At 72.7% G+C, this 26,987-nt stretch carries 20 protein-coding genes and 7 pseudogenes; 14 read left to right on the top strand and 13 right to left on the bottom strand.

Annotated elements, in window-relative coordinates:
* Positions 1-78: 78 nt before the first annotated feature.
* Both KYY02_RS10635 and vph read left to right on the top strand, forming a co-directional pair.
* A complete protein-coding gene (locus tag KYY02_RS10635) occupies positions 79-648 on the top strand; it encodes a GNAT family N-acetyltransferase (RefSeq protein ID WP_371237529.1) in 570 nt (189 codons plus the stop codon).
* A 324-nt stretch (positions 649-972) separates the two neighbouring features.
* Positions 973-1,836, top strand: a complete 864-nt coding sequence (gene vph / locus KYY02_RS10630) for a viomycin phosphotransferase (RefSeq protein WP_371237527.1) — start codon at positions 973-975, stop codon at positions 1,834-1,836.
* Positions 1,837-2,078: 242 nt separating this feature from the next.
* On the opposite strand, the gene KYY02_RS10625 is transcribed toward vph, so the two are convergent.
* Both KYY02_RS10625 and KYY02_RS10620 read right to left on the bottom strand, forming a co-directional pair.
* Positions 2,079-2,282: a DUF397 domain-containing protein gene (locus KYY02_RS10625; RefSeq protein WP_371237526.1), complete on the bottom strand. Its 204-nt coding sequence runs from the start codon at positions 2,280-2,282 to the stop codon at positions 2,079-2,081.
* A complete protein-coding gene (locus KYY02_RS10620) occupies positions 2,279-3,097 on the bottom strand; it encodes a helix-turn-helix domain-containing protein (protein WP_371237718.1) in 819 nt (272 codons plus the stop codon). Before KYY02_RS10620 ends, KYY02_RS10625 begins: the two co-directional genes overlap by 4 nt.
* Before the next feature lie 85 nt (positions 3,098-3,182).
* Between KYY02_RS10620 and KYY02_RS10615 the strand changes: the two are divergent.
* A pseudogene (locus KYY02_RS10615) lies at positions 3,183-3,611 on the top strand (ATP-binding protein); the annotation flags it as partial.
* Here the strand turns inward: KYY02_RS10615 and mmuM are convergent.
* The gene (gene mmuM, locus KYY02_RS10610) at positions 3,610-4,521 is read right to left on the bottom strand and encodes a homocysteine S-methyltransferase (RefSeq protein ID WP_371237524.1); all 912 of its coding nucleotides are present in this window, start codon (positions 4,519-4,521) and stop codon (positions 3,610-3,612) included. The pseudogene KYY02_RS10615 and the gene mmuM sit on opposite strands and share 2 nt — an antisense overlap.
* A gap of 99 nt (positions 4,522-4,620) precedes the next feature.
* Between mmuM and KYY02_RS10605 the strand changes: the two genes are divergently transcribed.
* From KYY02_RS10605 to KYY02_RS10590, 4 genes and pseudogenes are all read left to right on the top strand, one after another.
* Complete coding sequence (locus tag KYY02_RS10605) at positions 4,621-5,451, top strand: class II glutamine amidotransferase (RefSeq protein ID WP_371237523.1); 831 nt, start codon at positions 4,621-4,623, stop codon at positions 5,449-5,451.
* Between the two features lie 133 nt (positions 5,452-5,584).
* Positions 5,585-6,673 carry a glycoside hydrolase family 43 protein gene (locus KYY02_RS10600; protein ID WP_371237521.1) on the top strand — a complete coding sequence of 363 codons (1,089 nt, stop codon included), beginning with the start codon at positions 5,585-5,587 and terminating at the stop codon, positions 6,671-6,673.
* A 250-nt stretch (positions 6,674-6,923) separates the two neighbouring features.
* Positions 6,924-7,139, top strand: a pseudogene (locus KYY02_RS10595) (RICIN domain-containing protein); the annotation flags it as partial.
* Positions 7,136-8,200: a rhamnogalacturonan acetylesterase gene (locus KYY02_RS10590; protein WP_371237519.1), complete on the top strand. Its 1,065-nt coding sequence runs from the start codon at positions 7,136-7,138 to the stop codon at positions 8,198-8,200. The pseudogene KYY02_RS10595 and the gene KYY02_RS10590, both read left to right, overlap by 4 nt.
* Positions 8,201-8,357: 157 nt before the next feature.
* Here the strand turns inward: KYY02_RS10590 and KYY02_RS10585 are convergent.
* Positions 8,358-8,985, bottom strand: a pseudogene (locus KYY02_RS10585) (TetR/AcrR family transcriptional regulator).
* 119 nt (positions 8,986-9,104) lie between these two features.
* On the opposite strand from KYY02_RS10585, the gene KYY02_RS10580 reads away from it, so the two are divergent.
* Both KYY02_RS10580 and KYY02_RS10575 read left to right on the top strand, forming a co-directional pair.
* On the top strand, positions 9,105-10,829 hold the full coding sequence (locus tag KYY02_RS10580) for a PHP domain-containing protein (RefSeq protein WP_371237518.1): 1,725 nt from the start codon (positions 9,105-9,107) through the stop codon (positions 10,827-10,829).
* Positions 10,826-11,335, top strand: a complete 510-nt coding sequence (locus KYY02_RS10575) for a hypothetical protein (protein WP_371237516.1) — start codon at positions 10,826-10,828, stop codon at positions 11,333-11,335. The genes KYY02_RS10580 and KYY02_RS10575 overlap by 4 nt, the downstream gene beginning before the upstream one ends.
* A 6-nt stretch (positions 11,336-11,341) precedes the next feature.
* On the opposite strand, the gene KYY02_RS33920 is transcribed toward KYY02_RS10575, so the two are convergent.
* The 4 genes and pseudogenes from KYY02_RS33920 to KYY02_RS10560 all read right to left on the bottom strand — a co-directional run bounded on the left by KYY02_RS33920 (position 11,342) and on the right by KYY02_RS10560 (position 15,055).
* A complete protein-coding gene (locus tag KYY02_RS33920) occupies positions 11,342-12,079 on the bottom strand; it encodes a beta-galactosidase small subunit (RefSeq protein WP_442538146.1) in 738 nt (245 codons plus the stop codon).
* A 20-nt stretch (positions 12,080-12,099) separates the two neighbouring features.
* A pseudogene (locus tag KYY02_RS33915) lies at positions 12,100-12,819 on the bottom strand (sugar-binding domain-containing protein); the annotation flags it as partial.
* 25 nt (positions 12,820-12,844) lie between these two features.
* Positions 12,845-13,310 (bottom strand): annotated as a pseudogene (locus KYY02_RS10565) (ABC transporter permease subunit); the annotation flags it as partial.
* Positions 13,311-13,801: 491 nt separating this feature from the next.
* Positions 13,802-15,055, bottom strand: a complete 1,254-nt coding sequence (locus KYY02_RS10560) for a D-arabinono-1,4-lactone oxidase (protein WP_371237514.1) — start codon at positions 15,053-15,055, stop codon at positions 13,802-13,804.
* A 154-nt stretch (positions 15,056-15,209) separates the two neighbouring features.
* Between KYY02_RS10560 and KYY02_RS10555 the strand changes: the two genes are divergently transcribed.
* Together KYY02_RS10555 and KYY02_RS10550 are read left to right on the top strand one after the other, a co-directional pair.
* Positions 15,210-16,532 carry a radical SAM protein gene (locus KYY02_RS10555; RefSeq protein ID WP_371237513.1) on the top strand — a complete coding sequence of 441 codons (1,323 nt, stop codon included), beginning with the start codon at positions 15,210-15,212 and terminating at the stop codon, positions 16,530-16,532.
* A 225-nt stretch (positions 16,533-16,757) separates the two neighbouring features.
* A pseudogene (locus KYY02_RS10550) lies at positions 16,758-17,153 on the top strand (cellulose-binding protein); the annotation flags it as partial.
* Here the strand turns inward: KYY02_RS10550 and KYY02_RS10545 are convergent.
* The 5 genes and pseudogenes from KYY02_RS10545 to KYY02_RS33910 all read right to left on the bottom strand — a co-directional run.
* Positions 17,143-19,905: an ATP-binding protein gene (locus KYY02_RS10545; RefSeq protein WP_371237511.1), complete on the bottom strand. Its 2,763-nt coding sequence runs from the start codon at positions 19,903-19,905 to the stop codon at positions 17,143-17,145. The pseudogene KYY02_RS10550 and the gene KYY02_RS10545 overlap by 11 nt on opposite strands.
* 259 nt (positions 19,906-20,164) lie before the next feature.
* Positions 20,165-21,097, bottom strand: a complete 933-nt coding sequence (locus KYY02_RS10540) for a zinc-binding dehydrogenase (protein ID WP_371237509.1) — start codon at positions 21,095-21,097, stop codon at positions 20,165-20,167.
* A 103-nt stretch (positions 21,098-21,200) separates the two neighbouring features.
* Positions 21,201-22,190 (bottom strand): alpha/beta hydrolase, encoded by a 990-nt coding sequence (locus tag KYY02_RS10535; RefSeq protein ID WP_371237507.1) that lies wholly within the window; start codon positions 22,188-22,190, stop codon positions 21,201-21,203.
* A 312-nt stretch (positions 22,191-22,502) separates the two neighbouring features.
* Positions 22,503-23,156, bottom strand: a complete 654-nt coding sequence (locus KYY02_RS10530) for a hydrolase (protein WP_371237506.1) — start codon at positions 23,154-23,156, stop codon at positions 22,503-22,505.
* A 145-nt stretch (positions 23,157-23,301) separates the two neighbouring features.
* A pseudogene (locus KYY02_RS33910) lies at positions 23,302-23,537 on the bottom strand (transposase); the annotation flags it as partial.
* A 346-nt stretch (positions 23,538-23,883) separates the two neighbouring features.
* Between KYY02_RS33910 and rsgA the strand changes: the two are divergent.
* The 3 genes from rsgA to KYY02_RS10515 are packed head-to-tail and all read left to right on the top strand — an operon-like array spanning position 23,884 to position 26,981.
* Positions 23,884-25,038, top strand: coding sequence for a ribosome small subunit-dependent GTPase A (rsgA, locus tag KYY02_RS10525; RefSeq protein WP_371237505.1), 1,155 nt, complete (start codon positions 23,884-23,886; stop codon positions 25,036-25,038).
* A 60-nt stretch (positions 25,039-25,098) separates the two neighbouring features.
* The gene (locus tag KYY02_RS10520) at positions 25,099-26,490 is read left to right on the top strand and encodes a bifunctional transcriptional activator/DNA repair enzyme AdaA (protein WP_371237504.1); all 1,392 of its coding nucleotides are present in this window, start codon (positions 25,099-25,101) and stop codon (positions 26,488-26,490) included.
* Positions 26,490-26,981 carry a methylated-DNA--[protein]-cysteine S-methyltransferase gene (locus KYY02_RS10515; RefSeq protein ID WP_371237500.1) on the top strand — a complete coding sequence of 164 codons (492 nt, stop codon included), beginning with the start codon at positions 26,490-26,492 and terminating at the stop codon, positions 26,979-26,981. Before KYY02_RS10520 ends, KYY02_RS10515 begins: the two co-directional genes overlap by 1 nt.
* Positions 26,982-26,987: the final 6 nt, after the last annotated feature.

The raw sequence follows: 26,987 nt of genomic DNA, 5'->3' as shown, positions 1-26,987 counted from the left end.
GCGGCCTGCCCGGCAGCCCGGGTCGCAAGCCGTCCGGAACTCGATCCATGACGGCCGGACCGGTCGTAAGTTCATGCCATGACGACCGTTGACGACATGGGCTACGAGTTCCGCACCGCCCGGCCTGAGGACACCGGGGCCATCGAGGCACTCGACGGGTCCTTCACCACCCGCACCATCTTCCAGGTGGCCGTCACCGGGAACGGGTTCGTCCTCCAGGAAATCCCGGTGGACCCGCCCATCCACAAGGTCTTCCCAGCCGAGAACACCGACGACGCCGATGCCCCCGTGGCCGAGGGGGATCCGAACAGCCGCACCTTCGTCGCCGTCGGCACCGACGGCAGTCTGGCAGGCTTCGCCACTGTCTCCTACGCTTCGTGGAACAGACGGCTGGCCATCGAGGACATCGAAATCGCTCCGGCACATCGAGGACGGGGCCTCGGCCGCGCCCTGATCGGCCACGCCGCCAAGTTCGCCAGGGAGTCCGGTGCCGGGCACCTCTGGCTGGAAGTCACCAACATCAACGCCCCTGCGATCCGTGCCTACCAGCGGATGGGATTCACCTTCTGCGGCCTGGACACGACGCTCTACGACGGCACACCCTCATCGGGCGAACACGCCCTCTACATGAGCATGCCCTGCCCTTGAGCAGCCTGCCGGCGGCTGACGGCGAAGGCCCGTACGTCGCCCGGCGCGACCGTCATCCCCCTGGGGAAACGTGACCGTGAGGGTGGGGAATGATCTGATGCCGAACCCGCTTCGGGTGGGGGATTCCATGACCGTCGACACCAGGTCGGCCGGGGCGCAGATGCGGTGCCTGGTCAGGCGACTCAAGGGAACCCGCGCCGCGGCAACGGGCCCGCATTCGCGCCGAGAAGGGCACTCGCCGGGGCGGGCGCCCGCTCGCCGACGCGGCCTGACAGCGCTTCGTGCGCACCGCCTCCGACCCTTCGAAGGATTCAGAGGACACTCGTGAGCATCCGTACGACGCATCGCGCTCTGCTGAGCCGTCTGCTGCCCGATGACAAAACGGACGACCTCGCCGTGCGTCAGGGGCAATTCCACATCGTGGTCATCGGCTCGGACCGCGTCGTGTGCCTGCCTCGTACCCGGGCAGCGGCCGCCCGGTTGCCCCAGCGGGCGGCCGCACTCCACGTACTCGCCGGACTCGACCTCGGCTTCCGCACACCTGAGCCGCTGCTCCAGGGCGGCGCCCACGGCACCGACGAGGAGCCGTTCCTGGTACTCAGCCGCATTCCCGGGCAACCGCTGGGGACCGACGCACTCAACGACGCCCCAGTGGCCGACACCGTGGCGGCGCAGTACGCCACGCTGCTGTCCGGTCTGGCCCGTGTCGGCACCGACGAGACGGTACGAGCAGCTCTCCCTCAGGCACCGGAGGACCGGTGGCGGCGGTTCGCTGAGAACGTGCGCGCGGAGCTGTTCCCGCTCATGTCCGACACCGGGCGCCTCCGGGCCGAACGGGAACTCGCAGCCCTCGACAGCCTTCCCCACGTCACCCGAGCAGTGGTGCACGGCGATCTCGGCGCCGAGAACGTCCTGTGGGAGTGGACGCACGGCCTGCCGCACCTCTCCGGAGTGCTCGACTGGGACGATGTCTCACTCAGCGACCCGGCCGAGGACCTCGCAGCCATCGGAGCCGGCTACGGCCGTGAGCTCCTGGAGCGGGTACTCACCCTGGGCGGCTGGTCAAACCACGGACTCCTTGCCCGCATCGCCGCGATCCGCGGCACGTTCGCCCTGCAGCAAGCCTTCTACGCAATCCGCGACGGCGACGAAGAACAACTCACGGACGGCCTGGCCGGCTACCGCTGAGGCACACCGGCACATCCGCTTCACCGAGCACTTCACATCAACAGCGACCCGGCGGACCCATGCGGTCACAGCACTAGGGTCGAAGGGTCGCTGTGCAGTTCAGGAGCCTGATCGACGGCGCAGGCAAGCAAGGCACGCAGCCGAACGGTTCGGTCCAACCGTTCACGGGAATCCGCCGGGCCCGGGCAGGGCGGTCAGCGTTTGATCCGTCCGCGGACGGCGAGGACGGCTTACGGAGCGCTCTACGCCGACGCCGGGCCGGTGTCCTCCGACGGTACGGACAGGAAGGCGGCCCAGGCCTCCGGGGACATGATGAGGTGGGGGGCGTCCGGGGTCTTGGAGTCGCGGATGTGGATGGCGGTGGGGCGGGGGGCGACTTCAAGGCAGTTGCCGCCTTCGCTGCCGCTGTAGCTCGACTTGAACCACCGAAGCGCGGTGCTGCTCATTGCTCTCCCAGGAGACGGTCCAGCAATTCCCTCGTGTCCTCAGGGGTGAGGGCCTGTGACCGCAGCATCGCACATTTCTGCGTGAGGATCGCCACCTCGTCGGGATCGGCGATCAGTTGGCTGCCGCGTTGGTTCTCCGTGTAGGCGAGCCGCTGATGTTCGGGTGTCTCCAGCAGCACGAACGGGCCGTCGAGCGAAGCGTGACTGGCTCGGCTCAGGGGCAGCACCTGGAGCATGAGGCCCGGTAGCTCGGAACACTCGCGCAGGTGTTGGAGCTGCTCGGCCCAGACTTCGTTACCGCCGATGGGTGCCCGCACCACCGGTTCCCAGACCACGAAACAGGTGATGGGCGCTTCTTTGGCGTGCAAGATTTTCTGGCGCTGGATGCGTGCTGCTGTCAGTCGGGTGATCGTGTCCCCGTCGTACACCGGTACGCGACTTCGGAACACCGCCCTCGCGTACGCCTCCGTCTGAAGCAACCCGGGTAGGACCTGGTTCTCGTACGACGAGATCGCGATCGCCTCCCGCTCCCGGTCCAGGAACTCCTCCGCCCACAACGGAACCAGGTCCACCTCCGGCATCCTGCTCAGCGCGACCGACAACGCGCCCTTGGTGCACAGCAATTCGTCGAGCTGCTCGGCGAGGTCCGGCTTCAGCGGGCGTCTGCCCTGTTCGATCGACGCGATCTGCTGTTCGCTGACGACGAACCGCTCGCCCAGCGACCTCTGGGTGTGGCCGGCGGCCTGGCGGTAGAGGGCGAGCAGGGCGCCCACCATCCTCATCGCCGAGGCGTTCCTCCGTGTCGTGGTGCCCATGAGGCCGTACTCCCCGTCCGTGCCCGTACGTTCGCCGTCGCGCAGGCGTACAGCCGAGACGTACGGATGCGCGGACTGTTCCATGATGGGTACGGAGCGTGACTCTCGTCCCGTGAATCAGGAAACTTCACCCCTGCCCCGAAACCCCTTCCCCCGTGAGCGTTTCTTCCACCGTGAGCGCCGGTCCGTGCCGGGGGCACGGGCGTTCGCGCGTCAGGTCCTCGAGGACTGGGGCGTACGTGCTCGCACGGACGACGTCCTGCTGTGCGTCAGTGAACTGGCGACCAACGCCCTGCTGCACGGCGTGCCGCCCGGCCGCGGATTCCTCCTGCGCCTCCTGCCGTACGCCGACGGAGTCCGTGTCGAGGTGCACGACAGCGGGGGCGGGGTGCCCGCCGTACCGAAGGGGGAGCCCGACGAGGGCGGGCGCGGGCTGCTGCTCGTGGCCGGGCTGGCGGACACGTGGGGCGTGGGGGAGCGGGCGCCCGGGAAGGTCGTGTGGTGCGAGTTCGCTACGGCGCCCGCAGCACGGACGCCATCGAGGCGATCGTCTCCGGTCCCACCCGGCAGCACCCTCCGATCAGCCGGGCCCCCGACCCACGCCAGCCCCTCACCCGCCCGGCACTGAACGTCGGCCGGCCGGTCCACGTCCGCGCCCCGGCGTCCCACGTCTCGCCGCTGTTGGGGTAGACCACGACCGGCTTGCCGGTGACGCGGGCCGCGAGGGCCACCGCGCGGTCGGCGTCCTGTGGCGTGCAGCAGTTCACGCCGACCGCGATCACCTCGTCCGCCCGCGTCGCCAGCGCGAAGGCCTCCTCCAGCGGCTGGCCGGCGCGGGTGCGGTCGCCGGACGCCGAGTACGACAGCCAGGCCGGTACGCCCAGGCCGCGCAGCGCACGCAGCAGGGCCTGGGCCTCGTCCGTGTCGGGGATCGTCTCCAGGGCGAGCACGTCCGGGGCGGCCCCCGCCAGGACCTCCATGCGCGGGCGGTGGAAGCGTTCCAGTTCCGCCGCGCTCAGCCCGTACCGGCCCCGGTACTCCGAGCCGTCCGCGAGCATCGCGCCGTACGGGCCGACCGAGGCCGCCACCCGGAGGGGGCGGGACACCCGGGCCTGCCGGGCCGCCTCACGGGCGCACTCCACGCTCAGGGCCAGCAGCCGGCCCGCCTCCTGCCGGCCGATCCCGCGCCGCGCGAAGCCCTCGAACGTCGCTTGGTAGCTCGCAGTGATCGCCACGTCCGCGCCCGCCTCGAAGTACGCGAGGTGGGCCGCCGTCACCGCCTCGGGGTCCTCGGCGAGCAGCCGGGCCGACCACAGTTCGTCGCTCAGGTCGTGACCGGCCGTCGCGAGCTGGTTGGACATGCCGCCGTCGAGGACGACCGTGCCGTGCGCGAGTGCCTCGGCGAGGGCGGGAGTGGTACTCATACCGACGACGCTAGCCGAGCCCTCCTCCCGCAGCGCGCCCCCCGGCCTCGGTGCTGGGATGCTGGAGAGGACAAGGCCGCAGCCGGGAAGGCGGTGGGCATGTGCCGTTGGCTCGCCTATTCGGGTACTCCCATCCTGCTCGACAGCATCCTCTACAAGCCGGCCCACTCGCTGATCGACCAGAGCCTGCACGCCAAGATGGGCGTCGAGACGACCAACGGCGACGGGTTCGGCGTGGGTTGGTACGCGGCGCACAAGGACAGCCCCGCGGTCGTCCGGGACATCGGACCGGCCTGGAGCGACCGCAACCTGCGGGAGATCGCCGGGCACGTCGTCTCGCCGCTCTTCTTCGCCCACATCCGGGCCTCGACCGGCACGGCGGTGCAGCAGACCAACTGCCACCCGTTCCGGCACGGCCGCTGGATGTGGATGCACAACGGGGCGATCGCCGAGTTCCACCTGGTCAGGCGCGACCTCGCGCTGGCCGTCGCGCCGGAGCTCTTCCCGTACGTCGAGGGGTCCACGGACTCGGAGATGATGTTCTACCTCTCGCTGACCCTCGGCATGGAGGAGGACCCGCCCGGTGCCGTCGCCCGGATGACCGGCCTGGTGGAACGCGTCGGCCACGAGCACGGCGTGGAGTTCCCGATGCAGATGACGGTCGCGGTGACCGACGGCGTGCGCCTGTGGGCGTTCCGCTACTCCAGTCAGAAGGAGTCGCGCTCGCTCTTCTACAGCACCCGCGTGGACACCCTGCGCTCCCTCCACCCGGACCTGGCCTTCCTGCGCGAGGTCTCCGGCGACGCCCGCCTCATCGTCTCCGAGCCCCTGGGCGACCTGCCCGGCGCCTGGAACGCCGTCCCCGAGGGGACGTACGGCGTGGTGCGGCCCGAGGGGGACGAGATGCACCCCTTCGCGCCCGCCGCGTGAGGACGGGCATCCCCGCGTCGCGCCGGAACCGTTGACCTCCCCCTGACACACCCTTACCTTGGCGGCGTTCGTCATGTCAGATGTCGTTCGAAACCACGAACGATATCGTCCTCCCCCACGAGAGGCAGACCGCATGAGCCGCGCCGCCGACGACCTGCCCGCCCCGCCCCCGCCCCCCGCCCGCAGACTCCTGCTGAAGGGCGCCCTCGCCGCGGGCGCCCTGGCCGCCGCGACACCCGCCGTGGCCGACGCCGCACACCCGAAGGCAGCCCCGTACGTGAACCCGCTCGTCCCCCACCGCGCCGACCCGCACATCACCCGGCACACCGACGGCTTCTACTACTTCACCGCCACCGCCCCCGAGTACGACCGGATCGTCCTGCGCCGCTCCCGCACCCTGGGCGGGCTCGGCCGGGCCGCCGAGTCCGTGATCTGGCGGGCGCACCCCACCGGGGACATGGGCGCCCACATCTGGGCGCCGGAGATGCACCGCGTCGCCGGCAAGTGGTACGTCTACTTCGCCGCCGCGCCCGCCGAGGACGTGTGGGCCATCCGCATCTGGGTGCTGGAGAACGCCCACCCCGACCCCTTCAAGGGCACGTGGACCGAGAAGGGGCAGATCAGGACCGCGTGGGAGACCTTCTCCCTGGACGCCACCACCTTCGCCCACCGCGGCACCCGCTACCTCGCCTGGGCCCAGCACGAACCCGGCATGGACAACAACACCGCCGTCTGGCTCTCCGAGATGGCGAACCCCTGGACCCTGACCGGCCCCCAGGTGCGGTTGACCACCCCCGAGTACGACTGGGAGCGCATCGGCTTCGCCGTCAACGAGGGGCCCTACGTGCTGCACCGCAACGGCCGGCTGTTCATGACCTACTCGGCCAGCGCCACCGACCACCACTACTGCGTGGGGCTGCTGACCGCCGACGAGGACAGCGACCTCATGGACCCGGCGAGCTGGGCCAAGTCACCCGTCCCCGTCTTCACCAGCAACGACACCACCCGGCAGTACGGCCCCGGCCACAACTGCTTCACCGTCGCCGAGGACGGCCGTACCGACGTGCTCGTCTACCACGCCCGCCAGTACAAGGAGATCACCGGCGATCCGCTGGACGACCCCAACCGCCACACCAGGATCCAGAAGCTCGGCTGGAAGCCGGACGGCACCCCCGACTTCGGCGTCCCCGTGGCCGACGGCGCGGCGGGGAGAGGGGCGTGACATGAGACGTGCCCACGCCGTACTGCTCGCCCTCGCCGGCGCCCCGGCCACCGCCGGGCCCGTCCGGGCCGCCCCGCAGACCGTCGCCAACGGCACGCATTCCACCGACCGTCCGGGCCGCCCCGGACACGCCCACGGCGGCGGTGTCCTCAAGGCCGGCGCGTACTACCACTGGTGCGGCGAGCACCGCGACGCCGACAACACCTTCCGCTCCGTGGACGCCCACCGCTCCACCGACCCGAAGAACCGGCAGGAGAACGCGAGCACCGTCTCGCAGGAGAACCGCAGCGCCTCCGCGGCCGGCCGGCAGTGGTCCGTCACCACCACGGGCTCCTGCGTCACCGTCGCGTCCCGCGCCACCGGCGAGTGCCCGGACGTGAACGGCGGCTCCACCGCCGACTCGGCGGCGATCATCACGTACACCTGCAACGGAGGGACCAACCAGCAGTGGACACGCGGGACATGAGACGGGGCCGCGCGCTCGGCCGGTCCGCCGTGACGACGGCCGTGGCGCTGGGCATCGGCCTGTCGGCCGCACCGGTCCAGGCACAGCAGCACCAGGGGCGTCCGTCCGCCCCCGGCATCGAGAACTGCACGGCCACCGCCTGCCACTTCGACCTGCCGCCCGGAACGTACGACGTACGGGTCACCCTCGGCGGCGACCGGGAGTCCAGCACCGCCATCGGCGGCGAGACCCGGCGCGCCCTGCTCCCGGAGACCGCCGCGGCGGCCGGGGAACGCGTCGTGCGGAGCTTCACCGTGAACGTCCGCACACCCGAGGGCGAGCCGCTCGGCGCCGAGGGCACACCCGGACTCGGCCTCACCGTCGGCGGAACCGCGCCCGCGCTCGCCGGCATCCGGGTCACCCCGGCCCGGCACGCCCGGCAGATCCTCCTGGTCGGCGACTCCACGGTCTGCGACCAGCCCGGCGCCCCGTACTCCGGCTGGGGCCAGCAACTGCCCCGGTACCTGCGCAAGGGCCTGTCCGTGGCCAACTACGCGGACTCCGGGGAGAGTACGGTCAGCTATCTCGGGAACCCGCTCCTGTGGGGCACCGTCCGGCCACTGATCCGGCGCGGCGACCTCGTCCTGATCCAGCTCGCCCACAACGACAAGACCACCGACGGGGCGACCTACCGGGCCAATCTCGAGGCGCTGGTGGCGGGCGTGCGGGAGCGGGGCGGCGAGCCGGCCCTCGTGACCCCGGTCGTGCGGCGCTGGTTCAACGCCGACGGCACCCTGGACAACAACACCGCCCTGCTGGTCAACGGGCTCGGCGTCGACCACCCGGCCGTCATCCGCTCCGTCGCCGCCGACCGGGACGTCCCGCTGATCGACCTCACGGCGCGGACCAAGGCGCTGGTGGAGTCCCTCGGCACGGAGGGCTCCAAGGCGCTGTACCTCTCCAACGAGAAACGGGACAACACGCACACCTCCGTGCACGGCGCCACCGTGTACGCGGACCTGGTCCGCGAGGAACTGCTGAACCTGCGCCTGGTGCCCCGGGGCAAGGTCAGGGAGGGATGAGGACCCCTGGGGCGCCCCGACCGGAACCGGGGCGTCCCAGGCCCACCACCCCCGCGCGCCGGGACGGTCCGGCCGGCGCCGAAGCGTCCCGCTCCTGACGTTGCCGCATGACGGCACGGCTTCCCCCGGATGAACCCGGCATGCGCTCCCGACGGTCTCAACTCGATGAGACGGGCGGCCAGTTCACCAGGGCGATGTGCAGGGCCCCGACCGCCGCGTCCCAGGAGGCCCGGACGTCCCGGGGGTCGCCGAAGGCGCCGGCGGACTCCAGGGCGCAGTAGCCGTGGAAGGTGCTGCGCAGCAGGCGTACGGCGTCGGTGAGGTCGGGTTCCCGCAGGCCGTACGCCCCGAGCAGACCGCGGGCGATCCCGGCGGCGCGGCGCAGGGCGGGGGGAGCCGGTCGCCGGGAACCGGTCCAGGGGGAGCTGTGCGGCCGCGTGACGGCCCGGGTGGGTCAGGGCGTACTCCCGGCAGGCGTTCGCGAAGGCGGCCGGCGCCTCCCTGCCGGTCCGCCCGGCGACCGCCGCCGCGATCCGGTCGGCCGTCTCCCCGCCCGCGAGCAGGGCCATCCGGATGCGCAGGTCCCGCAGTCCGCGCACGTGCGCGTACAGGCTCGCCTCCTTCACGCCGAAGCGCCGGGCCGGCGCGGACAGGGTGACGTTCTCGTAGCCCGCCTCGTCGGCGAGGTCGGCGGCCGCGACGAGACGGCCGGCGGTGAGTCCGGCGCGGGGAACGGAGACCTCCGAAGCAAACCCGACAGGAAGCGCACAGCCTACCGAGCAGATGTGAGCGAGCCGCCGCGCCAGGGGCGTGTACCGCTCATCTGTGCGTTGTTCAACGTTCATACGCTTCCTTGATCCTCCACTCGCGGCGTCGTCGCGCCGCGGTATCGAGGAGGCACTTCATGGGTCACGGGCACGCACACGGACACCACCACCATCACGGGCACGACCACCAGCACGAGACGACGGCTCCCCTGCCCGCCGCCTTCGACACCTCCGTGCCCGACGAGGCGCTGAACCCCGAGCAGAGGTCCCGCCGTACGCTGCTGCGCCGGGCCGGGCTGCTCGGTGCGGGCCTCGCGGCCGGCACCGTGCTCTCCGCCGGCGCCGGTGCGGCCACGCCCGCGCACGCGGCGGGTGACAGCGGCCGCGGCAAGGGAAGGAGCAAGGGCTTCCTGTGGCTGGCCGGTGACCACCACATCCACACCCAGTACAGCAGCGACGGCAAGTACCGGGTCGTCGACCAGGTCCGCCAGGGCGCCCGGCACGGCATGGACTGGCTGGTCATCACCGATCACGGCAGCACCACCCACGCCAAGATCGGCGTCGAGAAGGTCAACCCGGACATCAAGGAGGCCCGCGCCGCCTACGAGGACACCCTCGTCTTCCAGGGCCTGGAGTGGAACATCCCGGCCGCCGAGCACGGCACCGTCTTCGTCCACCCCGGCCGCAACGAGGTGTCCGTCCTCAAGCAGTTCGAGACCGACTACGACGGCGGCGTCAAGGGCGCCACCTCCTCCACCCCGGCCAACGAGGCACTCGCCGTCGCCGGTCTCAACTTCCTCGCCGACCAGGTCAGACGGCGCAAGGTCAAGGACGCCCTGATGCTCGCCAACCACCCGGCGCGCAAGGGAATCGACTCCCCGCACGAGATCCGCGCCTGGCGCGACGCGACCGGCACCGGCGACCGGCAGATCGCCGTCGGCTTCGAGGGCGCCCCCGGCCACCAGGCCGCCGGCCTGCCGAAGCCGCTCGGCATGGGCCGCGCCCGCGGCATCTACGACGGCAGCCCCGGCGCCAACTCCTTCCCCGGCTACCCGCTGGAGAGCTACCGCACCTGGGGCGGCTTCGACTGGATGACCGCCACCGTCGGCGGGCTCTGGGACAGCCTCCTCGCCGAGGGCCGCCCCTGGTGGATCACCGCCAACTCCGACTCCCACCAGGTGTACGCCGACACCGCCGCACGCGGCACGGGCGGCGACTTCGCCACCGACGGCCGGTACCCCGACCCCGTCTACGCGGGTCGGATCGACACCACCCAGGGCGACTACTGGCCCGGCCAGTACAGCCGCACCCACGTCGGCGCCGACGGCTTCTCCTACGCCGCCGTCATGGACGGCATCCGCGCCGGCCGCATCTGGGTCGACCACGGCCAGCTCATCAGCGGCCTCGACGTCCGCGTCTCCGGCGGCGGCCGCTGGGCCACCCTCGGCGGCGCCCTGCACGTGCGCAAGGGCACCAGGGTCACGCTGACCGCCGACATCGCCCTCGCCGGCGGCCCCAACTGGGCCGGGTTCACCCCCGAACTCGCCCGCGTCGACGTCATCCAGGGCGATGTGACCGGCCCGGTCGCCGACAAGGACACGTTCACCGCGCCCACGGCGAAGGTCGCCCGGTCGTACGAGATCGACAAGTCGGCCGGCACCGTCCGCGTCACCTTCGACCTCGGCCGCGTCGACCGCCCGGTGTACGTCCGGCTGCGCGGCACCGACGGCAACCGGTCCGCCGTCGGCGTGATGGGTGCCGAGGTCGACCCGGCGGGCCCCGCCATCGACGTCGTCGGCGACGCCGACCCGTGGCGCGACCTGTGGTTCTACTCCAACCCGGTGTGGGTCCTGCCGTCGTGACCCCGTACGCCCTCACCGTGGACGCGGGCATCGGGGACCTGCTCGACGCCGACCGCCTGCTGCACCGGATGGCGGCCGAACTCGACCTCCCGGAGGACACGTTCGGCTGCACCCACCTCGTGCGCGACGACCGTCCGCGCGTCGTCGTGTCCCTGTCCCCGCCCTCGCGACCGCTCCCGGACACGCTGCGGGAGCGGCTCGCGGGGTACGGCGCCGTCTCCCCGGGCCTGCCCGACGAGGTGGGACGCGCGGTGCTCTACCCGGGCGTCCTCGCCCTCACCGGCACGCTGACGGTCGGGGAGCTCGTCGAACGCTCCGCGATCGCCCGCGTGACGGTCCTGGGCACACCGGAGCCACCGGGCCCGCAGACGCGCATGGTGACCCGTGACCACGTGCGGCCGCAGTGGCAGCGGGACGAACTCGTCCTCGCCGCCACTCCGGCCCTGGGCGGCACGCTCGTGCCGTTCGAGGCCCCGGACCCCACGCCCTGCTGCGCGGACCACTGAGCCCCGTCAGTCGCGCGGCTCCGAGAAGACGAAGGAGAACTCCGCGGGCTCGGGCCACAGGTAGTACTGGGGGAGTGGGCCCGGGCCGCAGGACTGGGAGCCGATGCCGTGCAGGCGGTGGTCCAGGTGGACCCAGACCGTGTCCCCGGGGACGAGGTCGGTGCGGTGCCGGGCGGCGTCCAGGTGCTCGGTGGTCCAGGGCCGGGCCGTGAACCAGAACTCCGGGTCGCCGTCGGCCCGCAGACCGCCGATCTCCACCCAGCGCACGTTCGCGTGGGCGCCGTTCTCCTGCGGGCGGACGTAGGGCGTCTGGAGCTCCCCGACGCTTGCGTCCCACAACAGGTCCTTGGACGCGGCCCGGGTGTCCGGGTACGACTCGTTCCCGCCGCCGAACCAGAAGACGGCGTCCTCGGGGGCGGCCCCGGGGACGCCGAGACGGATGCCGAGCCGGGGCAGCGGAACCCGCCAGTCGCCCTCCGGCACGACCGAGACGGTCAGCCGCACGTGCGTGCCGTCGGACGTCCAGCGGTACGCCGCCCGCAGGCCCGTCTCCCGGCCGGCGGGCGCCACCCGGGTCCTCACGGTCAACGCGTCACCGTCCGTCTCGACCGCGTCCAGCCGGTGCCGCATGCGGTGCAGGCCCAGCTCACGCCAGAGCGGCCCGTACCGGGTGTCCGTCTGCCAGGTCGCCCCGTCGTCGTTGTCGGTCGTCGCCCGCCACACGTCCAGGCGCAGATCGCTCACCGGCACACCGAAAAGGGAGCCAGCTCCTCGACGAGCACGCGTCCTTCGACGTCGGAGTCGACGCACAGGGTGCCCGCGCCGGTGACGTGGTCGTAGGAGGCGTGCACGAAGAAGTCGCCCACGCCGCCCGCCGGGCGGTGCAGCAGGGTCACGTCGCGGAAGATGCCGGGTAGCCACCACTGGTCCTGGTCCTCCAGGTACGACCCCGCCGACCACTGGTGGACCCGGACCGCGAGGACGTTCCCGGCCGGCTCCAGCAGGTGCCCGACCGCGAACTCGTGCGGCAGCCTCGATCCCTTGAACTCCCCGATCTCCGTGCCGTTCAGCCAGACCCGGGCGCAGGATTCCACCCCGTCGAAGCGGAGCACCGCCCCGCCCCCGCCCGGCCAGTTTCCGGGGAGGTCGAAGACGCGCAGATGGTCGCCGGTCGGGTTCTCGGCGGGGACGTGCGGCGGATCGACGGGGAAGGGATAGAGGTGGTTGGTGTAGATCGGCGCGCCGTGGCCCTGGAGCACCCAGTGGCCGGGCACGGTCACCTCCGCCCAGCTTCCGGCGTCGTACCAGGGTGCGGCGAACGAGTCGTCCTCGGCGTCCGCGGCGGCGGACACCCGCAGGCGCCAGCCGCCGTTCAGGGACAGGGACACCGCGTCGGAGGACGCGTACCAGGCACGCGGGGGCAGGGTCCCGCGGCCGGGTGAGACGTCCTCGACGTAGCCGGTCGCCTGGGTGCGCAAGGACATGGGTCTCCCAGATCGGTATGGCTCGGCCCCTGATCCCGGTCCGCGCGACACCCTGCACCAGCCGGCGCCGGAGGAACAGGAACACGCGGACCAGGGGGGGAGAGGACGGATACGGCCGTGGTCACGAGGACCGGACGGAAGGCGGCGGTCCGGCCGGTCGCGCAGGAGGAGAGGTCCGCCTGGACCGTCCGGGCGCGCGGGTCCTGGCCGGTGACCAGCGGTCGCAGGAAGGGGTTCCAGCCGCCGATGAAGGCGGTCGAGGCGACGGCGGCGGAGGAGTCCGGCGACTTCGGCTCGACGATCCGCCGGTACGCGCCCCGGTGGCCGAGTCCGTCCACCCGCGCCGCCTCCTCCAGCTTTTCGGGAACCCCAGGAAGTACTGCCGGAACGGGAAGCGGGTGAAACCACCGAGGAGCCCCGGAACGATCAGGCCCGGCGCCGGTCCCCCGGCCGAGCGAGGGGGCCGGCACGAAGCCGGGCGCGAAGGTGACCCGCGCGCCGGCACCTCCAGCGCGAGGTCGGACAGTCCGACCCGGACGCAGGCCCCGGCGGGATCCACACCGATCGGCGCGCTTCCGGCGCGCTGACGGCCGCCGGGCCCCGGGGACGGCCGCCGGCCGGGTCCTCGAAACCGACCTCGGTGATCATGCCGAAGGTGGAGCAGCTCCCCCCGGCCGGGGTGGCGAGGCCCGGGCCCGTGGCGGACGCCGGCTCCTGCCGACAGGTGGGCGACGCGGCGACGATCCGGCGCGGCATCCGGTAGCGGTTGGCCGTACGGACCTCCCGTGGCGTGCGGTCCGCCGGGCCGATCCCTCCTCGCCGGGCCGATCCCTCCTCGCCGGGCCGCCCGCTCCCCGCCGGGCCGCCCGCTCCCCGCCGGGCCGTCCGGGCGCCGGCGCGCGGCAGGGCCATGGGGGAGGCGGGCTGCTCGACGAGGGGCCGGGAAAGGAGCGTGACGAAGCCCGGACGGGGCCGGCGCGCGTCAGTCGCCCAGGACGCCGCGGACGAACGCGTTGGTGAACGTGCCGGTCGGGTCCAGGTCGCGGACGAGGGCCCGGAAGTCGTGCAGGCGCGGGTAGCGGGCCCGCAGCTCCGCCGCCGGCGTGGTGAACACCTTCCCCCAGTGCGGCCGCGCCCCGAACGGCGCCAGCGCCTCCTCCACCCGCGCCACCACGGGCAGCACCGCCGCCGTGTCCTCGATCCAGGTGAAGTGGACGGCCACCGTGTCCCGGCCGTAGGAGGGGCTGAGCCACTGGTCGTCGGCGGCGACGGTGCGCACCTCGCAGGTCTGCAGCACGGGGGCGACCGTCTCCCGGATCCCGTCCAGCGCGTGCAGCACGGCGACCGCCGACTCCCGCGGCAACAGGTACTCCGACTGCAGCTCCGCCCCGCTGCTCGGGGTGAACTCCGCCCGGAAGTGCGGCAGCCGCTCGTGCCAGGGCCCGGCCACGCCGAACTGTTCGGTGCAGTTCACCGCCGGCATCCCCGGCACCGGGTGCATCTTCTCGGTCGCCGGAGGCGCCCAGGGGAAGTCCGCCGGCGGCTGGTCGGTGCGCCGCTTCACCCACACCTGACGGAAGCCCGGCGCCCGCCAGTCGGTGAACAGGCTCACGCTGTACGCCGCCGACACCACCTTCTCGAACGTGGCGGGGTCCAGCCCCTCCAGCGGCATCTCGGTGAACACGTGCTGCTCGACCTCGAAGGCCGGCTCCAGGTCCAGGGTGAGCGCGACGACGACACCGAGCGCGCCCAGCGAGGTGACCGCGCCGCCGAACCGCTCGTCGCCGCGCGCCACGGTCACCGTGGAGCCGTCCGCCGTGACCAGTTCCACCGCGCGCACGGACGAGGCGAGCGGACCGTTGCCGACGCCGGAGCCGTGCGTGCCGGTGGCGACCGAACCGGCCACCGAGATGTGCGGCAGCGACGCCATGTTCGCCAGCGCCAGCCCGTGCCGGTGCACCTGCCGGGCCAGCTCCGCGTAGCGCACCCCGCCGCCGACCCGCACCGTCCGGGCCGCCGTGTCCACGCCGATGCGCGCGGGCAGTGCGTCCAGGGAGAGCAGGACGCCCTCCGCACCGGCCTCGGCGATCTCGTTGAAGGAGTGCCCGCTGCCGAGGGCCCGCACCCGGGAGCTCCCCCCGACCAGCGCGCGCAGCGCGTCCAGGGTGCGCGGACGGTGCAGCTCTGCGGCGGCGTACGTGATGTTGCCCGCCCAGTTGGTCACGGTCTCGGCCATCGCTCGTCCCTCCTGACGCCCGGGACCGGAAAGGCCCCCGCCGGAACCTATCCCGGAAGCGGTGCACGCCGTGTGGGGGGACCCGCCACCCCGGACGTCGGAGCGGGGGCATACCGTGAGGAGTCGTACGTCCGAACCGGGAGGAGACACTTCGATGGGCAGCCGCACCGCGCTGGTCGAGGATCTGATGGAGCGGTTCCCGCACGTGCCGCGCGAGGCCGTCTTCAAGGAGGACCTGCTGCGCGGCGGTGTGGCCTTCGATCCGTCCGCGCTCAGTGACAACGAGGGCGGCGAGGTCAAACCGAAGTCGTACTTCATCTTCTCCTTCGACCACGGCACCCTGCCCGAGCTGGGCGAGGCCGCGCTGCGCCGCCCGCCGGAGGAGATCATCCTCACGGGGGGCCCGTACGACCTGCGCCGCACGGTCGTGTCCGTGCGCGTGAACCCGGCCTCCCCCTACCGCGTCGCCGCCGACGAGCACGGCGTGCTCGGCCTCTACCTCGACGGCAAGCGGATCGCGGACGTCGGGGTGCCGCCCATGCCCGAGTACTACCGGCACACCCTGTCCAACGGGAAGTCGGTCATGGAGGTCGCCCCCACCATCCAGTGGGGCTACCTGATCTACCTGACCGTCTTCCGGGTCTGCCAGTACTTCGGCGCCAAGGAGGAGTGCCAGTACTGCGACATCAATCACAACTGGCGCCAGCACAAGGCGGCCGGCCGGCCCTACACCGGGGTGAAGGACGTCGAGGAGGTCCTGGAGGCCCTCGAGATCATCGACCGGTACGACACCGCGAGGACGTCCACGGCCTACACCCTCACCGGCGGCGCCATCACCAGGACCGTCTCCGGACGCGACGAGGCCGACTTCTACGGCCACTACGCCAAGGCCATCGAGGAGCGCTTCCCCGGCCGCTGGATCGGCAAGGTCGTCGCCCAGGCGCTGCCCAGGGACGACGTGCAGCGCTTCAAGGACTACGGCGTGCAGATCTACCACCCCAACTACGAGGTGTGGGACGAGTACCTGTTCAAGATGTACTGCCCCGGCAAGGAGCGTTACGTCGGCCGCGACGAGTGGCACAGGCGCATCCTCGACTCCGCCGAGGTCTTCGGCGCCCGCAACGTCATCCCCAACTTCGTCGCCGGCGTCGAGATGGCCGAGCCCTTCGGCTTCAGGACGGTCGACGAGGCCATCGCCTCCACCACCGAGGGCCTGCGCTTCTTCATGTCGCACGGCATCACGCCCCGCTTCACCACCTGGTGCCCGGAGCCGACCACCCCGCTCGGCAAGGCCAACCCGCAGGGCGCCCCGCTGGAGTACCACATCCGGCTGCTCCAGGCGTACCGGCAGACCATGGAGGACTTCGGCCTCTCCTCGCCCCCCGGCTACGGTCCGCCCGGCCCCGGCCAGGCGGTGTTCTCGGTCAGCTCCTTCATGGACAGCCTCCCGGCGCAGGAGTCCGCCGAGGCGGTCTGAGACACCCCGGGGCCCGGCGCCCCGTCGGACACGGAGGGCCGGAACCGGGACGTTCCGGCTCTCCGTGCGTACGGTCCCCGCGGGCGGTCACGGCGCCACCACGGAAAGCGAGGGGAGCGCTCGTCAGTTGTGCCGGGGACGTGAAAAACTCTGCCACTGTCGCGAGGTTCCCCCAACTCCATCGCCACTACGGCGAGTTGACCTCGTTCGTGATGCGGGAGTCTCCTGCCCGGCCTGCCGAGCGCCCAGGACACCACCGAGGCGGCGCTGTTCACCGAGTACTGGGACGCGGCGCTCTGCTACGCCGACCTGTGCACGGCCGGACCCGCCGCCGCGGCGGAACTGGCCCGCGAGGCCTTCGCGCAGGGCATACGGGAGCTGCGCGAGGCGGAGTCGGGCACCGTCCGCGGCCACGGCCGCCGTCCCTCCCGGCTGCCCCGGATACCCGTGCTGCTGACGGCGGTCCGCAGCACGGCGGCCGCCTGGGAGGACACGGGACAGGGACACAAGCTCGACCCCGATCCGCGGCTGTGGCTCCGCTCCGAGCAGGCCGCCCGCCACACCGGCCCGCCACCTGGATCCCCCGTCCGGCAGCGGCGGCGCCGGCAGCTCACGCGGTCCGCGTCACCACCAGGGGAAGGCCGCGCAGCTGGCGGCGCGAGGTGATGCCGAGCTTTTTGAAGATATTGCGCAGATGGGTGTCGACCGTGCGTGGGCTCAGGAACAGCTGGGTGGCCACCTCCTTGGAGGTGGCGCCCGTGGCGACGAGTCGCGCGATCTGGAACTCCTGCGGCGTGAGCCGGTGCTGTGCCTCGGCCTTCGGCTTCCGCACCTGCTCGCCACCGGCCGCCAGTTCACGGGCGGCGCGTGCGGCGAACGCTTCCGCGCCGATCGACGACAGCTGCTCGTACGCGGCACGCAGTTGGGTGCGGGCCTCGGAGAGGCGTCCCTCACGCCGCAGCCACTCACCGTGCAGGAGCCGGGCGCGCGCGAGATGGACGGTGCCTTCGCTGCGACCGAGCTGAACGATCGCCTCCTGGTAGAGCTCGTCGGCCGCCGGGCCGTCCGTCAGGAGCGCCCGGGACCTCAGCTCGACCCCCGTCGCCCAGGGGGTGCGGCTGGCCCCGGCGCGTTCGGAGAGGCGCTCCATCACCGGGAGGGCGAGATCCCGCCGTCCGGCTCGCGCCGCCGCCTCCACGAATTCCACCGGGATCCAGGAGTAGAAGCCCGGTTCGTCAAGATCGCAGGCGGGACGGGCCGCCTGCAGAGCCTCCTCGTACCGGCCGAGACCGTTGTGCAGCACGGCGCGGGCGTACTCGGTGACATTGGCGAGTCTGCCCTCTCCTCGCTCGTGGGCGGCGCGCATCGCGACATCGGCCAGTGCGGCGGTCGTGGCCTCGTCCCCCCGCCATGCGGCGAGGGAGACATCGACGTACACCACGGGCGGGGCGCCGGCGTCGACCGCGATCGAGTGGGTCTCGTCGACAAGCGCCGCCGCGTCGCCGAACTCCCCCGCGTGGATGTGAGCGAGGGCGCGGAAACTCAGGAGCACAGGAAGAGACGCCAGGGCACCGTGCTGTCGGCACAGGGAGATCTGGCGGTCGGCCAGGACCCTCCAGGCGGCGTCGTCCCACAGGTCCATCGCGGCGTTGCAGGCCATCCACACCTCGCCGAGGCCGTACTCGCCGCCGTCGTCGGCACGACGGTGGAGGTCGACGGCGCGGCGCAGCTGCGGGACGGCCGCGGCGTACCCCTCCCTCACCTGGGTGGCCAGCCCTCCGAGAAGGATGTCCAGCAGGCGCGGGGGGGCTTCGCCGGGTCGCATGGCATGTGCCGCGTCCGCCACCTCGAGCAGGCGCGGCCCCTTGGCGAACCGGCCGACGAACACGGCCGCTGCGAAGGCGTCGAGCAGCAGCTCCCGGGCACCGGCGGCATCGCAGCGCGTGGTCAGCTTCGCGGCTCGCAGGAGTCCGACCACCGCTTCGTCGTCGCGCTTCCTGTCGAAGGAGACCCGGGCGCGCAGGGCGGCCGCCTCCGCCCGTCGGGGCTCGTCGTCCGGTCCCAGGTCCGTCTCCGACATCGCCACCAGCGTCAGAGCCGCTTCCGCAGCGCCTGTGTCGCGCTTGGCCCGGGCCGCGGCCAGCGCGCGTACGGCACGGCGGCCGGGGTCCGGCGTGAGGGTCGCCGCGCGTTCGAGGAAAGCGGCGGCCGCCGCGATGCCGCCGCGAGCCCGTGCGCGTCCGGCGGAGTGTTCGAGTGCTGCGGCGACGCCCTCGTCGGGGCCGGCGACCGCCATGGAACGGTGCCAGGCCCTCCGGTCGGGTCGGGTGTCGGCGTCCGTCACCTCGGCGAGCGCCCGGTGCGCCGCGCGGCGGTCCTCCGGGGAGGCGGCGCGGTAGACGGCGGAACGCACCAGCGGGTGCCGGAACCGGACCCAGGCGCTGACGGTCAGCAGCCCGGCGTCCTCGGCCGGTGTCACGGCCGCCGGATCGACGCCGAGGAGTTCCGCTGCCCGCCGCAGGAGCGAGGGCTCCCCGATCGGCTCCGCCGCCGCCGTCAGCAGCAGGAGCCGGGTGTCCGCGGGCAGTCCTGCCAAGCGGCTACGGAAGCTGGCCTCGACACTTCCCGGTGCGGGCGCCGCCCCGGGAACGGCGAAGCCGCCCGCCAGTTCGGCCGTCCGCGGCAGCTCCAGCAGGGCGAGCGGGTTGCCCCGCGCCTCGGCGATGATCCGTTCACGTACCTGACGGTCCATCGGCGCCCGGAACTGGGAGGCGAGCAGTCCGCGGGCGTCGGCGTCGGCCAGACCTTCGAGGCGCAGCTCGGGAAGGTCCGCCAGTTCCGCACCGCCCAAGGGCGCCCGCACCGCGAAAACGACCGCCACCGGCTCGTCGTGAAGCCTCCGTGCGACGAAGGAGAGGGCCTGTGCCGAGGCCCGGTCGAGCCACTGGGCATCGTCGACCAGGCAGAGCAAGGGCTGTTCGTCCGCCGCCTCCGACAGGAGGTTGAGTACTGCCAGGCCGAGGTGAAAACGGTCGGGCGTACCGCTGCTCAGCCCGAAAGCCGCCTCCAGTGCGCCCCGTTGAGGACCCGGCAGACGCTGCAGAACACTCAGCATCGACCCGCAGAGTTGGTGCAGCGCCGCGAACGCGAGCTCGCTCTCGAACTCGGCTCCGGACACTCTCAGGGTGCGTACCCCGGGCGCCGTCCTCATGTACTCCAGCAGGGCGGTCTTGCCGATACCCGCTTCCCCGCGGATGACGAGGGCGCCACCCCGTCCTGCCTGTGTCCGGTGGAGGAACTGGTCGAGCACGTCCGACTCGTGACGGCGACCGAGGAGCACGGGACGTCGGGGAACGAAGTGGCTTGCCGGCATGGGGCCTCCGCCGCCGTGACACCTCGGTGGGCGGCACCGGGAGCGGGGGCGTCGGACCTGCCCGGGACGACCGTCGAAGCCACGCGGCACCGTCTCTGAGCAGCGGTCATACCCCCCGGCCGGGAGCGTATGGCATGGCCGTTCGACGCGTCAACGAAACACTGGACGGAGATCCGGTGACGAGCGGTACGCCGGTGACGGCTGCTGTTCCGGGGGAGACCGGCCGCCGCCGGATACAGCTTGCTCGCGTCGCGACGGCTCAGAACGTGATGGTCACCTTTCCGCGGATGTGCCTGTGGGCGAAGTCGACGAGTGCGCGCCGCGCTTCGGCGAACGCGTACTCGGCTCCGATCGCAATGCGCAGTTCGCCCGTGGCCGCCTGCGCGGCAAGGGCCGCAAGCCGCCCGTCCGGGGTGGTGGTTCCTCCGTACACGGCGGTGACGCCGCGCTCGAAGGACCTCGGTCCGCCCAGGGGCGAGACGAGGCGGCCGCCGCTGCGGGCCGCGCCGGCGGTCAGCGCCAGGGCGGGGCCGGCGTTCGCGAGGTCGAATACGACGTCGACTCCGCCCGGTACGAGCCGGAGAGCCTCCTCGGTGATGTCCACGTGCTGGTAGTCGATGGTGTGCAGTGCTCCGAGACCGTCCAGGAACTCCTGGTCGCCGGTGCGGCCGGTCGCGAGCACGACGAGGCCCGCCCGGTTGGCGAGCTGTACGAGGTAGGAGCCCACGCCACCACCTGCGCCCACCACGAGCACGGTGTCGCCCGGGCTCGTTCCCGAGATGTCGAGCAGCGCCGCTGCGGTCAGTGCAGCGGTCGGGAGCGCGGCTCCCTGCGCCGCGGTCAGTCCGGCGGGCCGTACGGCGGCCGCGGCGGTGGCCTTCACCAGTACGTACTCGGCCAGTGCTCCCGAGGGGACGTCGTTCCAGGCCACGATCGCCTCGCCGACGGCGAAGCGGGTGACGTCGGCGCCGACGGCCTCGATCACCCCACTGACGTCGACACCGGGCACGAACGGGTGCCGCACCGGCACCACGTGCCGCATCGTTCCGGTGATCAGGGCCTTGTCGACGGCGTTGAGGGCGGCCGCCTCCGTCCGGACGAGCACGTGTCCCGGCCCGGGCACGGGTCTGGGCAGGTCGATGAACTCCAGGTCCTCCAGCGGTCCGTAGGCCGTGGCGGCAAGGGCTCGCATGATGAGTCTCCTTCTTGGTACGGGTTCAGCGGATGAGACGGCCGTGCGGGGGGCGGGCGCCGGCGGCGTGGGACGACAGCAGGCGTGGAGGCCCGGCCGGCCGTTACCGGCGCAGAGTCCGGCGAAGCCAGCGCACCCGCGCCGCCCTCGCGTCCCTGGACAGGGCCGCGTCGGGCACGAAGGCGTCGAATCCGTGGAAACCACCGGGCCAGACGTGCATCTCGGCCTCTCCACCGGCCTGCCAGACGCGCGTCGCATAGGTGACGACCTCGTCCCGGAACGTTTCGGCGGAGCCCACGTCGATGAGGAGCGGAGGCAGTCCGGACAGGTCCGCCGCCCGCGCCGGTGCGGCGTAGGGGGAGACGTCGGGCCCGCCTCGCAGGTCTCCCAGCAGCGCGCTCCAACCGGTGTTGTTCGACGTCCGGTCCCACACTCCGAGCCCGGCCATCTGACGGCCGGAGACCGTGGTGTCGCGGTCGTCCAGCATGGGGCAGACGAGTATCTGCCCCGCCGGTGCCGGTTCGCCCCGGTCCCGCATGAGCAGCGTGAGCGCGGCGGTGAGGCCGCCACCCGCGCTGGCCCCCGCGACGACGATGCGGCCGGGGTCGATGCCGAGTTCGCCGGTGTGGGCCGCGGTCCACCGCAGGCCCGCGTGGACGTCTTCCAGAGCGGCGGGGTACGGATGCTCGGGGGCCAGCCGGTACCCGACCGAGACGAGTACGAGGTGCAGTTCCTGCACCCAGTCCAGCATCTCCGCGAGGAGACTTCGGTTGTCTCCGAGGACCATCCCGCCGCCGTGGGTGAAATAGACCGCGGGCAGGGGTCCCGGGACTTCGGCCGGGCGGCAGACCAGCAGAGGGACCGCCGGCGCGCCGGCCGGGCCCGGTACCCGGAACTCCTCGACCACGAGGGACCCGCCCCGGCGCAGTTCCTCGTCGGAGGGGCGCGTGGCGCGCATGGTCCGGCGTATGCCCGGGATCATGCCGGGCAGGACGGTCGTCGGTATGAGTTCGGACAACGGGCCGAGCGCATCGGCCAGTTCGGGATCGAAGGGGGGCGGTGGTCCGATGAGGCCGGTGGTGGTGATGGTCACTCCTGTTGCAGGGGGTGGGCGCTGGGAACAGGACCCGGCTTCCGGCGGGGCCGAACCGGGGCGGGAAAGGACGTGCGGACCGCGGTGGCCGCGCCGTTCCGCCCGGTGCGGTGCGCAAGGCGTTGCGGCAACGGCGGCCGCCAGGCGGAACGGAGTGTCCGATCGCCGTCGGGACCGCCCGCCCACGCGGACGGTCCTGCCCTCCGGCCCGTTCCGCTCAGCGGTGGGGCGAGGACCGGAGCCCGGGCCTCCGGGTCCCGGCCGGGCTGAGGAGCGCCGGGGCCCGGCCGGGGACCGAAGACACAAGGGACGTCATCCCTTGTCGAGCCCGAGAAGCTGCAGTTCCCAGGCGAGGCTCGTACCGAAGCTGCCGCCGTGCTGCAGCATGATGTCGGTGATGCCAGGAACCGTCTCCTCCCGGGCCCAGTCCCGCTGCCACTCCGAAACGACGGTGCCGGCACAGGTGGGGATGACACCGGCCTGGATCATGCGCTGGATGCCGCGCTCGTGGGCCTCGGTGGTGGTGGCACCCGAGGCGTCCGTCACCGCGAAGACCCGGTAGCCGTCGGCGAGGGCGTGAATGGCAGGCCAGGCCAGGCAGATGTCCGTCCACAGGCCCGCTATGACGAGGTCCCTGCGCCCGGTCGCGGCCACGGCGTCCACGACGCGCTGGTCCTCCCAGGTGTTGATCGTGGTGCGGTCGATCGGGGTCTGCTCGGGGAAGACCTCCTGCAGCTGGCGGATGATCCGACCGCCCCGGTCCTCCACCACGGTGGTCAGGACGGTCGGGACGTCGAACAGTCTGGCGCCCTTCGCCAGGGCCGTCACGTTGTTGACCACCAGGTTGGTGTCCGTGCTGCCCATTCCCGCGAACTGGGCGCCCTGGTGGTCGATCAGCAGCAGGACCGAGTTCTCGGGGGTGAGCAGAGCGTCGAGGCCGGTGTAGGTGATGCCGTGGTCCGTCATGGGAAACTCCGGTGTCCGTGTCGGTCGCGGCGCCCGCTGGCTGCCGTCGACTCGAAGTTCCCACGGGGCCGCAGGCCCGCGCATCGGTGATCTCTACGTAAGCCAGGTACCTACTGAGGGTTTCGGGTTGCTCGGTCGGTTCCGTTCAGCGGCGTCCGGCGGTGATCCGGCCGTCGAGGGTGATGCCGAAGGCCTGGAGTGCGGCCTTTCCGCGCACGGTCCGGCGTTTGCGTCCGGTGCCGGCCGGGCCCGGGCACATGACGGCCAGGTGGACGCAGGTGAGGGCGGCCTGGTTGCTGGGGGAGCGGCCGGGGCCCGGACGGCCCTGCGGATCCGTGCGTTGATGCTCTCGATCGCGTGGGTGGTGCGGACGGTCCTGCGTCTTTACGTCGATGATGCAGGCGGACCGCGTCGGGCGCAGGCCCTGTGCCGGTGGGACAGCCCGCTCTGCTGAGCTGCGATCCACGAGCGGAAGAGGGCCGGAAAATTTGATGGCGCGCGATCGTCGGCGGCTCTAGGCTGTGCCGTGTCGGCGAAGCGCTCTGTGAGTGAGTGCTGTTCGTCCGAGTCGAGGTTTCCGGGAGGTGTGACCGATGGCTGTCTCTGTGATGGGCCGTGCCCGCATCCAGTCGTTCGTTCCGTCCACCTCCGTGGCCTCCGGCTGACACCTCTCTCCTTCCGCGCCTGCGATGCGTGGTGCCGGGGGCTGCCCTTCGAAGGGTCTCCCTTGAATCTCTCCTCTTCTCCTTCGCCTTCGTCGTCCTCCCTCGCCCGCTTCGGCTGGGACGAGGGGTGGGAGGCCGAGTTCTCCCTGTATGCCGTGCAGGGTCTGGTGCCGGGCCGGGTGGTCCGGGTCGACCGGGGGCTGTGCGATGTGGCCACTCCGGACGGTGTGGTCCGTGCGGACACCGAGTTCGTCGTTCCTCGTGACCCGATGAAGATCGTGTGCACGGGGGACTGGGTCGCGGTCGACCCGGAGGGCTCCGACCCCCGTTACGTGCGGACGTTGTTGCCGCGGCGGACGGCGTTCGTGCGGTCGACCTCCTCGAAGCGGTCCGAGGGCCAGGTGCTGGCCACCAACATCGACCACGTCGTGATCTGTGTGTCGCTCGCGGTCGAGCTCGACTACGCGCGGATCGAGCGGTTCCTGGCGTTGGCCATGTCCTGCTCGATGGGTGAGGCGCTGCTGCGTGAGGCGGCGGACCCCCAGGAGTCCGGGGCGCAGCCGGTGGTCGTCCTCACCAAGGCCGACCTGGTGCCGGACGCGGTGACCCGGACGCACCTCGTCCAGGACGTGGAGGCCGGCGCGCCCGGTGTGCCGGTGCTCACCGTCAGCGCCAGGGACGGGGACGGACTCGACGTCCTCGCCGCGATCACGTCCGGCGGTACGTCGGTGCTGCTCGGGCAGTCCGGCGCGGGCAAGTCCACCCTGGCCAACGCGCTCCTCGGCGGGGACGTGATGGACGTGCGGGCCGTCCGGGACGCCGACGGCAAGGGCCGTCACACCACGACCACCCGCAACCTGCTGGCGCTGCCCGGCGGGGGAGTCCTCATCGACACACCGGGCCTGCGGGGCGTCGGCCTGTGGGACGCCGGCACCGGCGTCGGCCAGGTGTTCGCCGAGATCGAGGAGCTCGCCGGGGACTGCCGGTTCCACGACTGCGCCCACGAGAGCGAGCCGGGCTGCGCGGTACTCGACGCCATCGGGACCGGCACCCTGCCGCAGCGCCGCCTGGACAGCTACCGCAAGCTGCTCCGGGAGAACCAGTACATCCTGGCCAAGACCGACGCCAGACTCCGCGCGGAGATCCGCAAGGAATGGAAGCGCAAGGGCGCCATCGGCAAGGCGGCGATGGAGGCCAAGCGGGGCCGCCTGCGGTAACGCACCTCCCTGTCCGATTTCCGCCAGCCGGGGCTTCCCGGCCGGCGGAGACTGGACGGTGTGAGGGACGAGGACAGCAGGTACGAGGCGGTGCGCAGCCGGGACGCCCGGTTCGACGGGGCGTTCTTCTTCGCCGTGGAGACGACCGGCGTCTACTGCCGGCCCAGCTGCCCCGCCGTCACCCCGAAGCGGCACAACGTGCGGTTCTTCGAGACCGCCGCCGCCGCGCAGGGCTCCGGCTTCCGCGCCTGCCGGCGCTGTCGCCCGGACGCCGTGCCCGGCTCCGCGGAGTGGAACGTGCGAGCCGACGTCGTCGGCCGGGCCATGCGGCTGATCGCCGACGGCGTCGTCGACCGCGAGGGCGTCCCCGGACTCGCCGCACGGCTCGGCTACAGCGCCCGCCAGGTGCAGCGCCAGCTCACCGGCGAGCTCGGCGCCGGGCCCGTCGCGCTCGCCCGCGCCCAGCGGGCGCACACCGCGCGCGTGCTCCTGCAGACCACCGGGCTGCCGGTCACCGAGATCGCCTTCGCCGCCGGATTCGCCAGCGTACGGCAGTTCAACGACACCGTGCGGGCCGTGTACGCCACCACCCCCAGCGGGCTGCGCGCCGCCGCGCCCCGCCGGGACCGGGCCGCGGCACGCACCGCCACCCCGTCCGCCGGAATCCCCCTGCGGCTCGCCCACCGCGGCCCCTACCAGGCGGGACCCGTCTTCGACCTGCTGGAACGCGAGGCGGTCCCCGGAGTCGAGGACGTGAGCGGCACCCCGGGCGCCCGCACCTACCGACGCACCCTGCGCCTGCCCCACGGCAGCGGCATCGCCGCCGTGGACGAACGCCCGCACACCGGGCCGGGCGCCCACCCCGGCGGCTGGCTCGACGCCCGCGTCCACCTCACCGACCTCCGCGACCTGACCACCGCCGTCCAACGCCTGCGGCGGCTTTTCGACCTGGACGCCGACCCGTACGCCGTCGACGAACGGCTCGGCGCCGACGCCCGCCTCGCCCCACTGGTCGCCGCCCGGCCCGGACTGCGCTCACCGGGCGCCGCCGACCCGGACGAACTGGCGGTGCGGGCGCTGGTGGGCCGGGACGAGGCCGCACAGCTGGTCCGGCGCTACGGCAAGCGGCTCGACGCCCCCTGCGGCACCCTCACCCACCTGTTCCCCGAAGCCGCCGTCCTGGCCGGGTCCGAGCCCGACGGCACGGCGGGCGCGCTCACCGCCGCCCTCGCCGACGGCGCCGTACGCCTCGGACCCGGCGCCGACCGGGACGAGGCCGGGGACGCCCTGGCCGCCGTCCCCGGCCTCGACGCCCGTACGATCGCCGAGATCCGCACCCGCGCGCTCGGCGACCCGGACGTGGCCCCGCCCGGACCCGGCGTTCCCGACACCTGGCGCCCCTGGCGCTCGTACGCCCTGAACCACCTGCGCGCAGCAGGGGAGTTGGAGTGATGATGACCACGTACTGGACGAGTGTGGACAGCCCCGTCGGACCGCTGCTGCTCACCGCCGCACCGACCGGCGAACTGACCTCGCTGTCCGTGCCCGGGCAGAAGGGCGGGCGCACGCCGGCGGACGACTGGCGGCGGGACCCCGGGCCGTTCCGCGAGGCCGAGCGGCAGCTCACCGCGTACTTCGGCGGCGGCCTCAAGGAGTTCCGGCTGGCCGTGAGCGCCGTCGGCACCCCGTTCCGGCAGAAGGTGTGGGCCGCGCTCGACGACGTCCCCTACGGGGCGACCGTCTCCTACGGGGAGATCGCGGCCCGGGTCGGCGCGCCCCGCGCCGCCGTGCGGGCCGTCGGCGGCGCGATCGGCGCGAACCCGCTGCTCATCGTCCGCCCCTGCCACCGGGTGATCGGCGCCGACGGCTCGCTGACCGGATACGCGGGCGGACTGGAGCGGAAGGTGCGGCTGCTCACCCACGAGGGCGTGCTGCGGCCGTGAGCCGAG

The sequence above is a fragment of the Streptomyces pimonensis genome (assembly GCF_041380215.1).
Lineage (GTDB): Bacteria > Actinomycetota > Actinomycetes > Streptomycetales > Streptomycetaceae > Streptomyces > Streptomyces pimonensis.
The sequence above is the reverse complement of the archived record's forward strand: the minus strand, read 5'-3'. Positions and strand labels throughout refer to the sequence as shown.

Excerpts from the sequence above, each read along its gene's own strand:
- KYY02_RS10605 (WP_371237523.1), top strand. The coding sequence starts at position 4,621 with ATGTGCCGTTGGCTCGCCTATTCGGGTACTCCCATCCTGCTCGACAGC.
- mmuM (WP_371237524.1), bottom strand. The coding sequence starts at position 4,521 with ATGAGTACCACTCCCGCCCTCGCCGAGGCACTCGCGCACGGCACGGTC.
- KYY02_RS10560 (WP_371237514.1), bottom strand. The coding sequence starts at position 15,055 with ATGGCCGAGACCGTGACCAACTGGGCGGGCAACATCACGTACGCCGCC.
- KYY02_RS10625 (WP_371237526.1), bottom strand. The coding sequence starts at position 2,282 with ATGAGCAGCACCGCGCTTCGGTGGTTCAAGTCGAGCTACAGCGGCAGC.
- KYY02_RS10545 (WP_371237511.1), bottom strand. The coding sequence starts at position 19,905 with ATGCCGGCAAGCCACTTCGTTCCCCGACGTCCCGTGCTCCTCGGTCGC.
- KYY02_RS10555 (WP_371237513.1), top strand. The coding sequence starts at position 15,210 with ATGGGCAGCCGCACCGCGCTGGTCGAGGATCTGATGGAGCGGTTCCCG.
- KYY02_RS10515 (WP_371237500.1), top strand. The coding sequence starts at position 26,490 with ATGATGACCACGTACTGGACGAGTGTGGACAGCCCCGTCGGACCGCTG.
- KYY02_RS10530 (WP_371237506.1), bottom strand. The coding sequence starts at position 23,156 with ATGACGGACCACGGCATCACCTACACCGGCCTCGACGCTCTGCTCACC.
- KYY02_RS10600 (WP_371237521.1), top strand. The coding sequence starts at position 5,585 with ATGAGCCGCGCCGCCGACGACCTGCCCGCCCCGCCCCCGCCCCCCGCC.
- KYY02_RS10580 (WP_371237518.1), top strand. The coding sequence starts at position 9,105 with ATGGGTCACGGGCACGCACACGGACACCACCACCATCACGGGCACGAC.
- KYY02_RS10540 (WP_371237509.1), bottom strand. The coding sequence starts at position 21,097 with ATGCGAGCCCTTGCCGCCACGGCCTACGGACCGCTGGAGGACCTGGAG.
- KYY02_RS10635 (WP_371237529.1), top strand. The coding sequence starts at position 79 with ATGACGACCGTTGACGACATGGGCTACGAGTTCCGCACCGCCCGGCCT.
- KYY02_RS10620 (WP_371237718.1), bottom strand. The coding sequence starts at position 3,097 with ATGGGCACCACGACACGGAGGAACGCCTCGGCGATGAGGATGGTGGGC.
- KYY02_RS10590 (WP_371237519.1), top strand. The coding sequence starts at position 7,136 with ATGAGACGGGGCCGCGCGCTCGGCCGGTCCGCCGTGACGACGGCCGTG.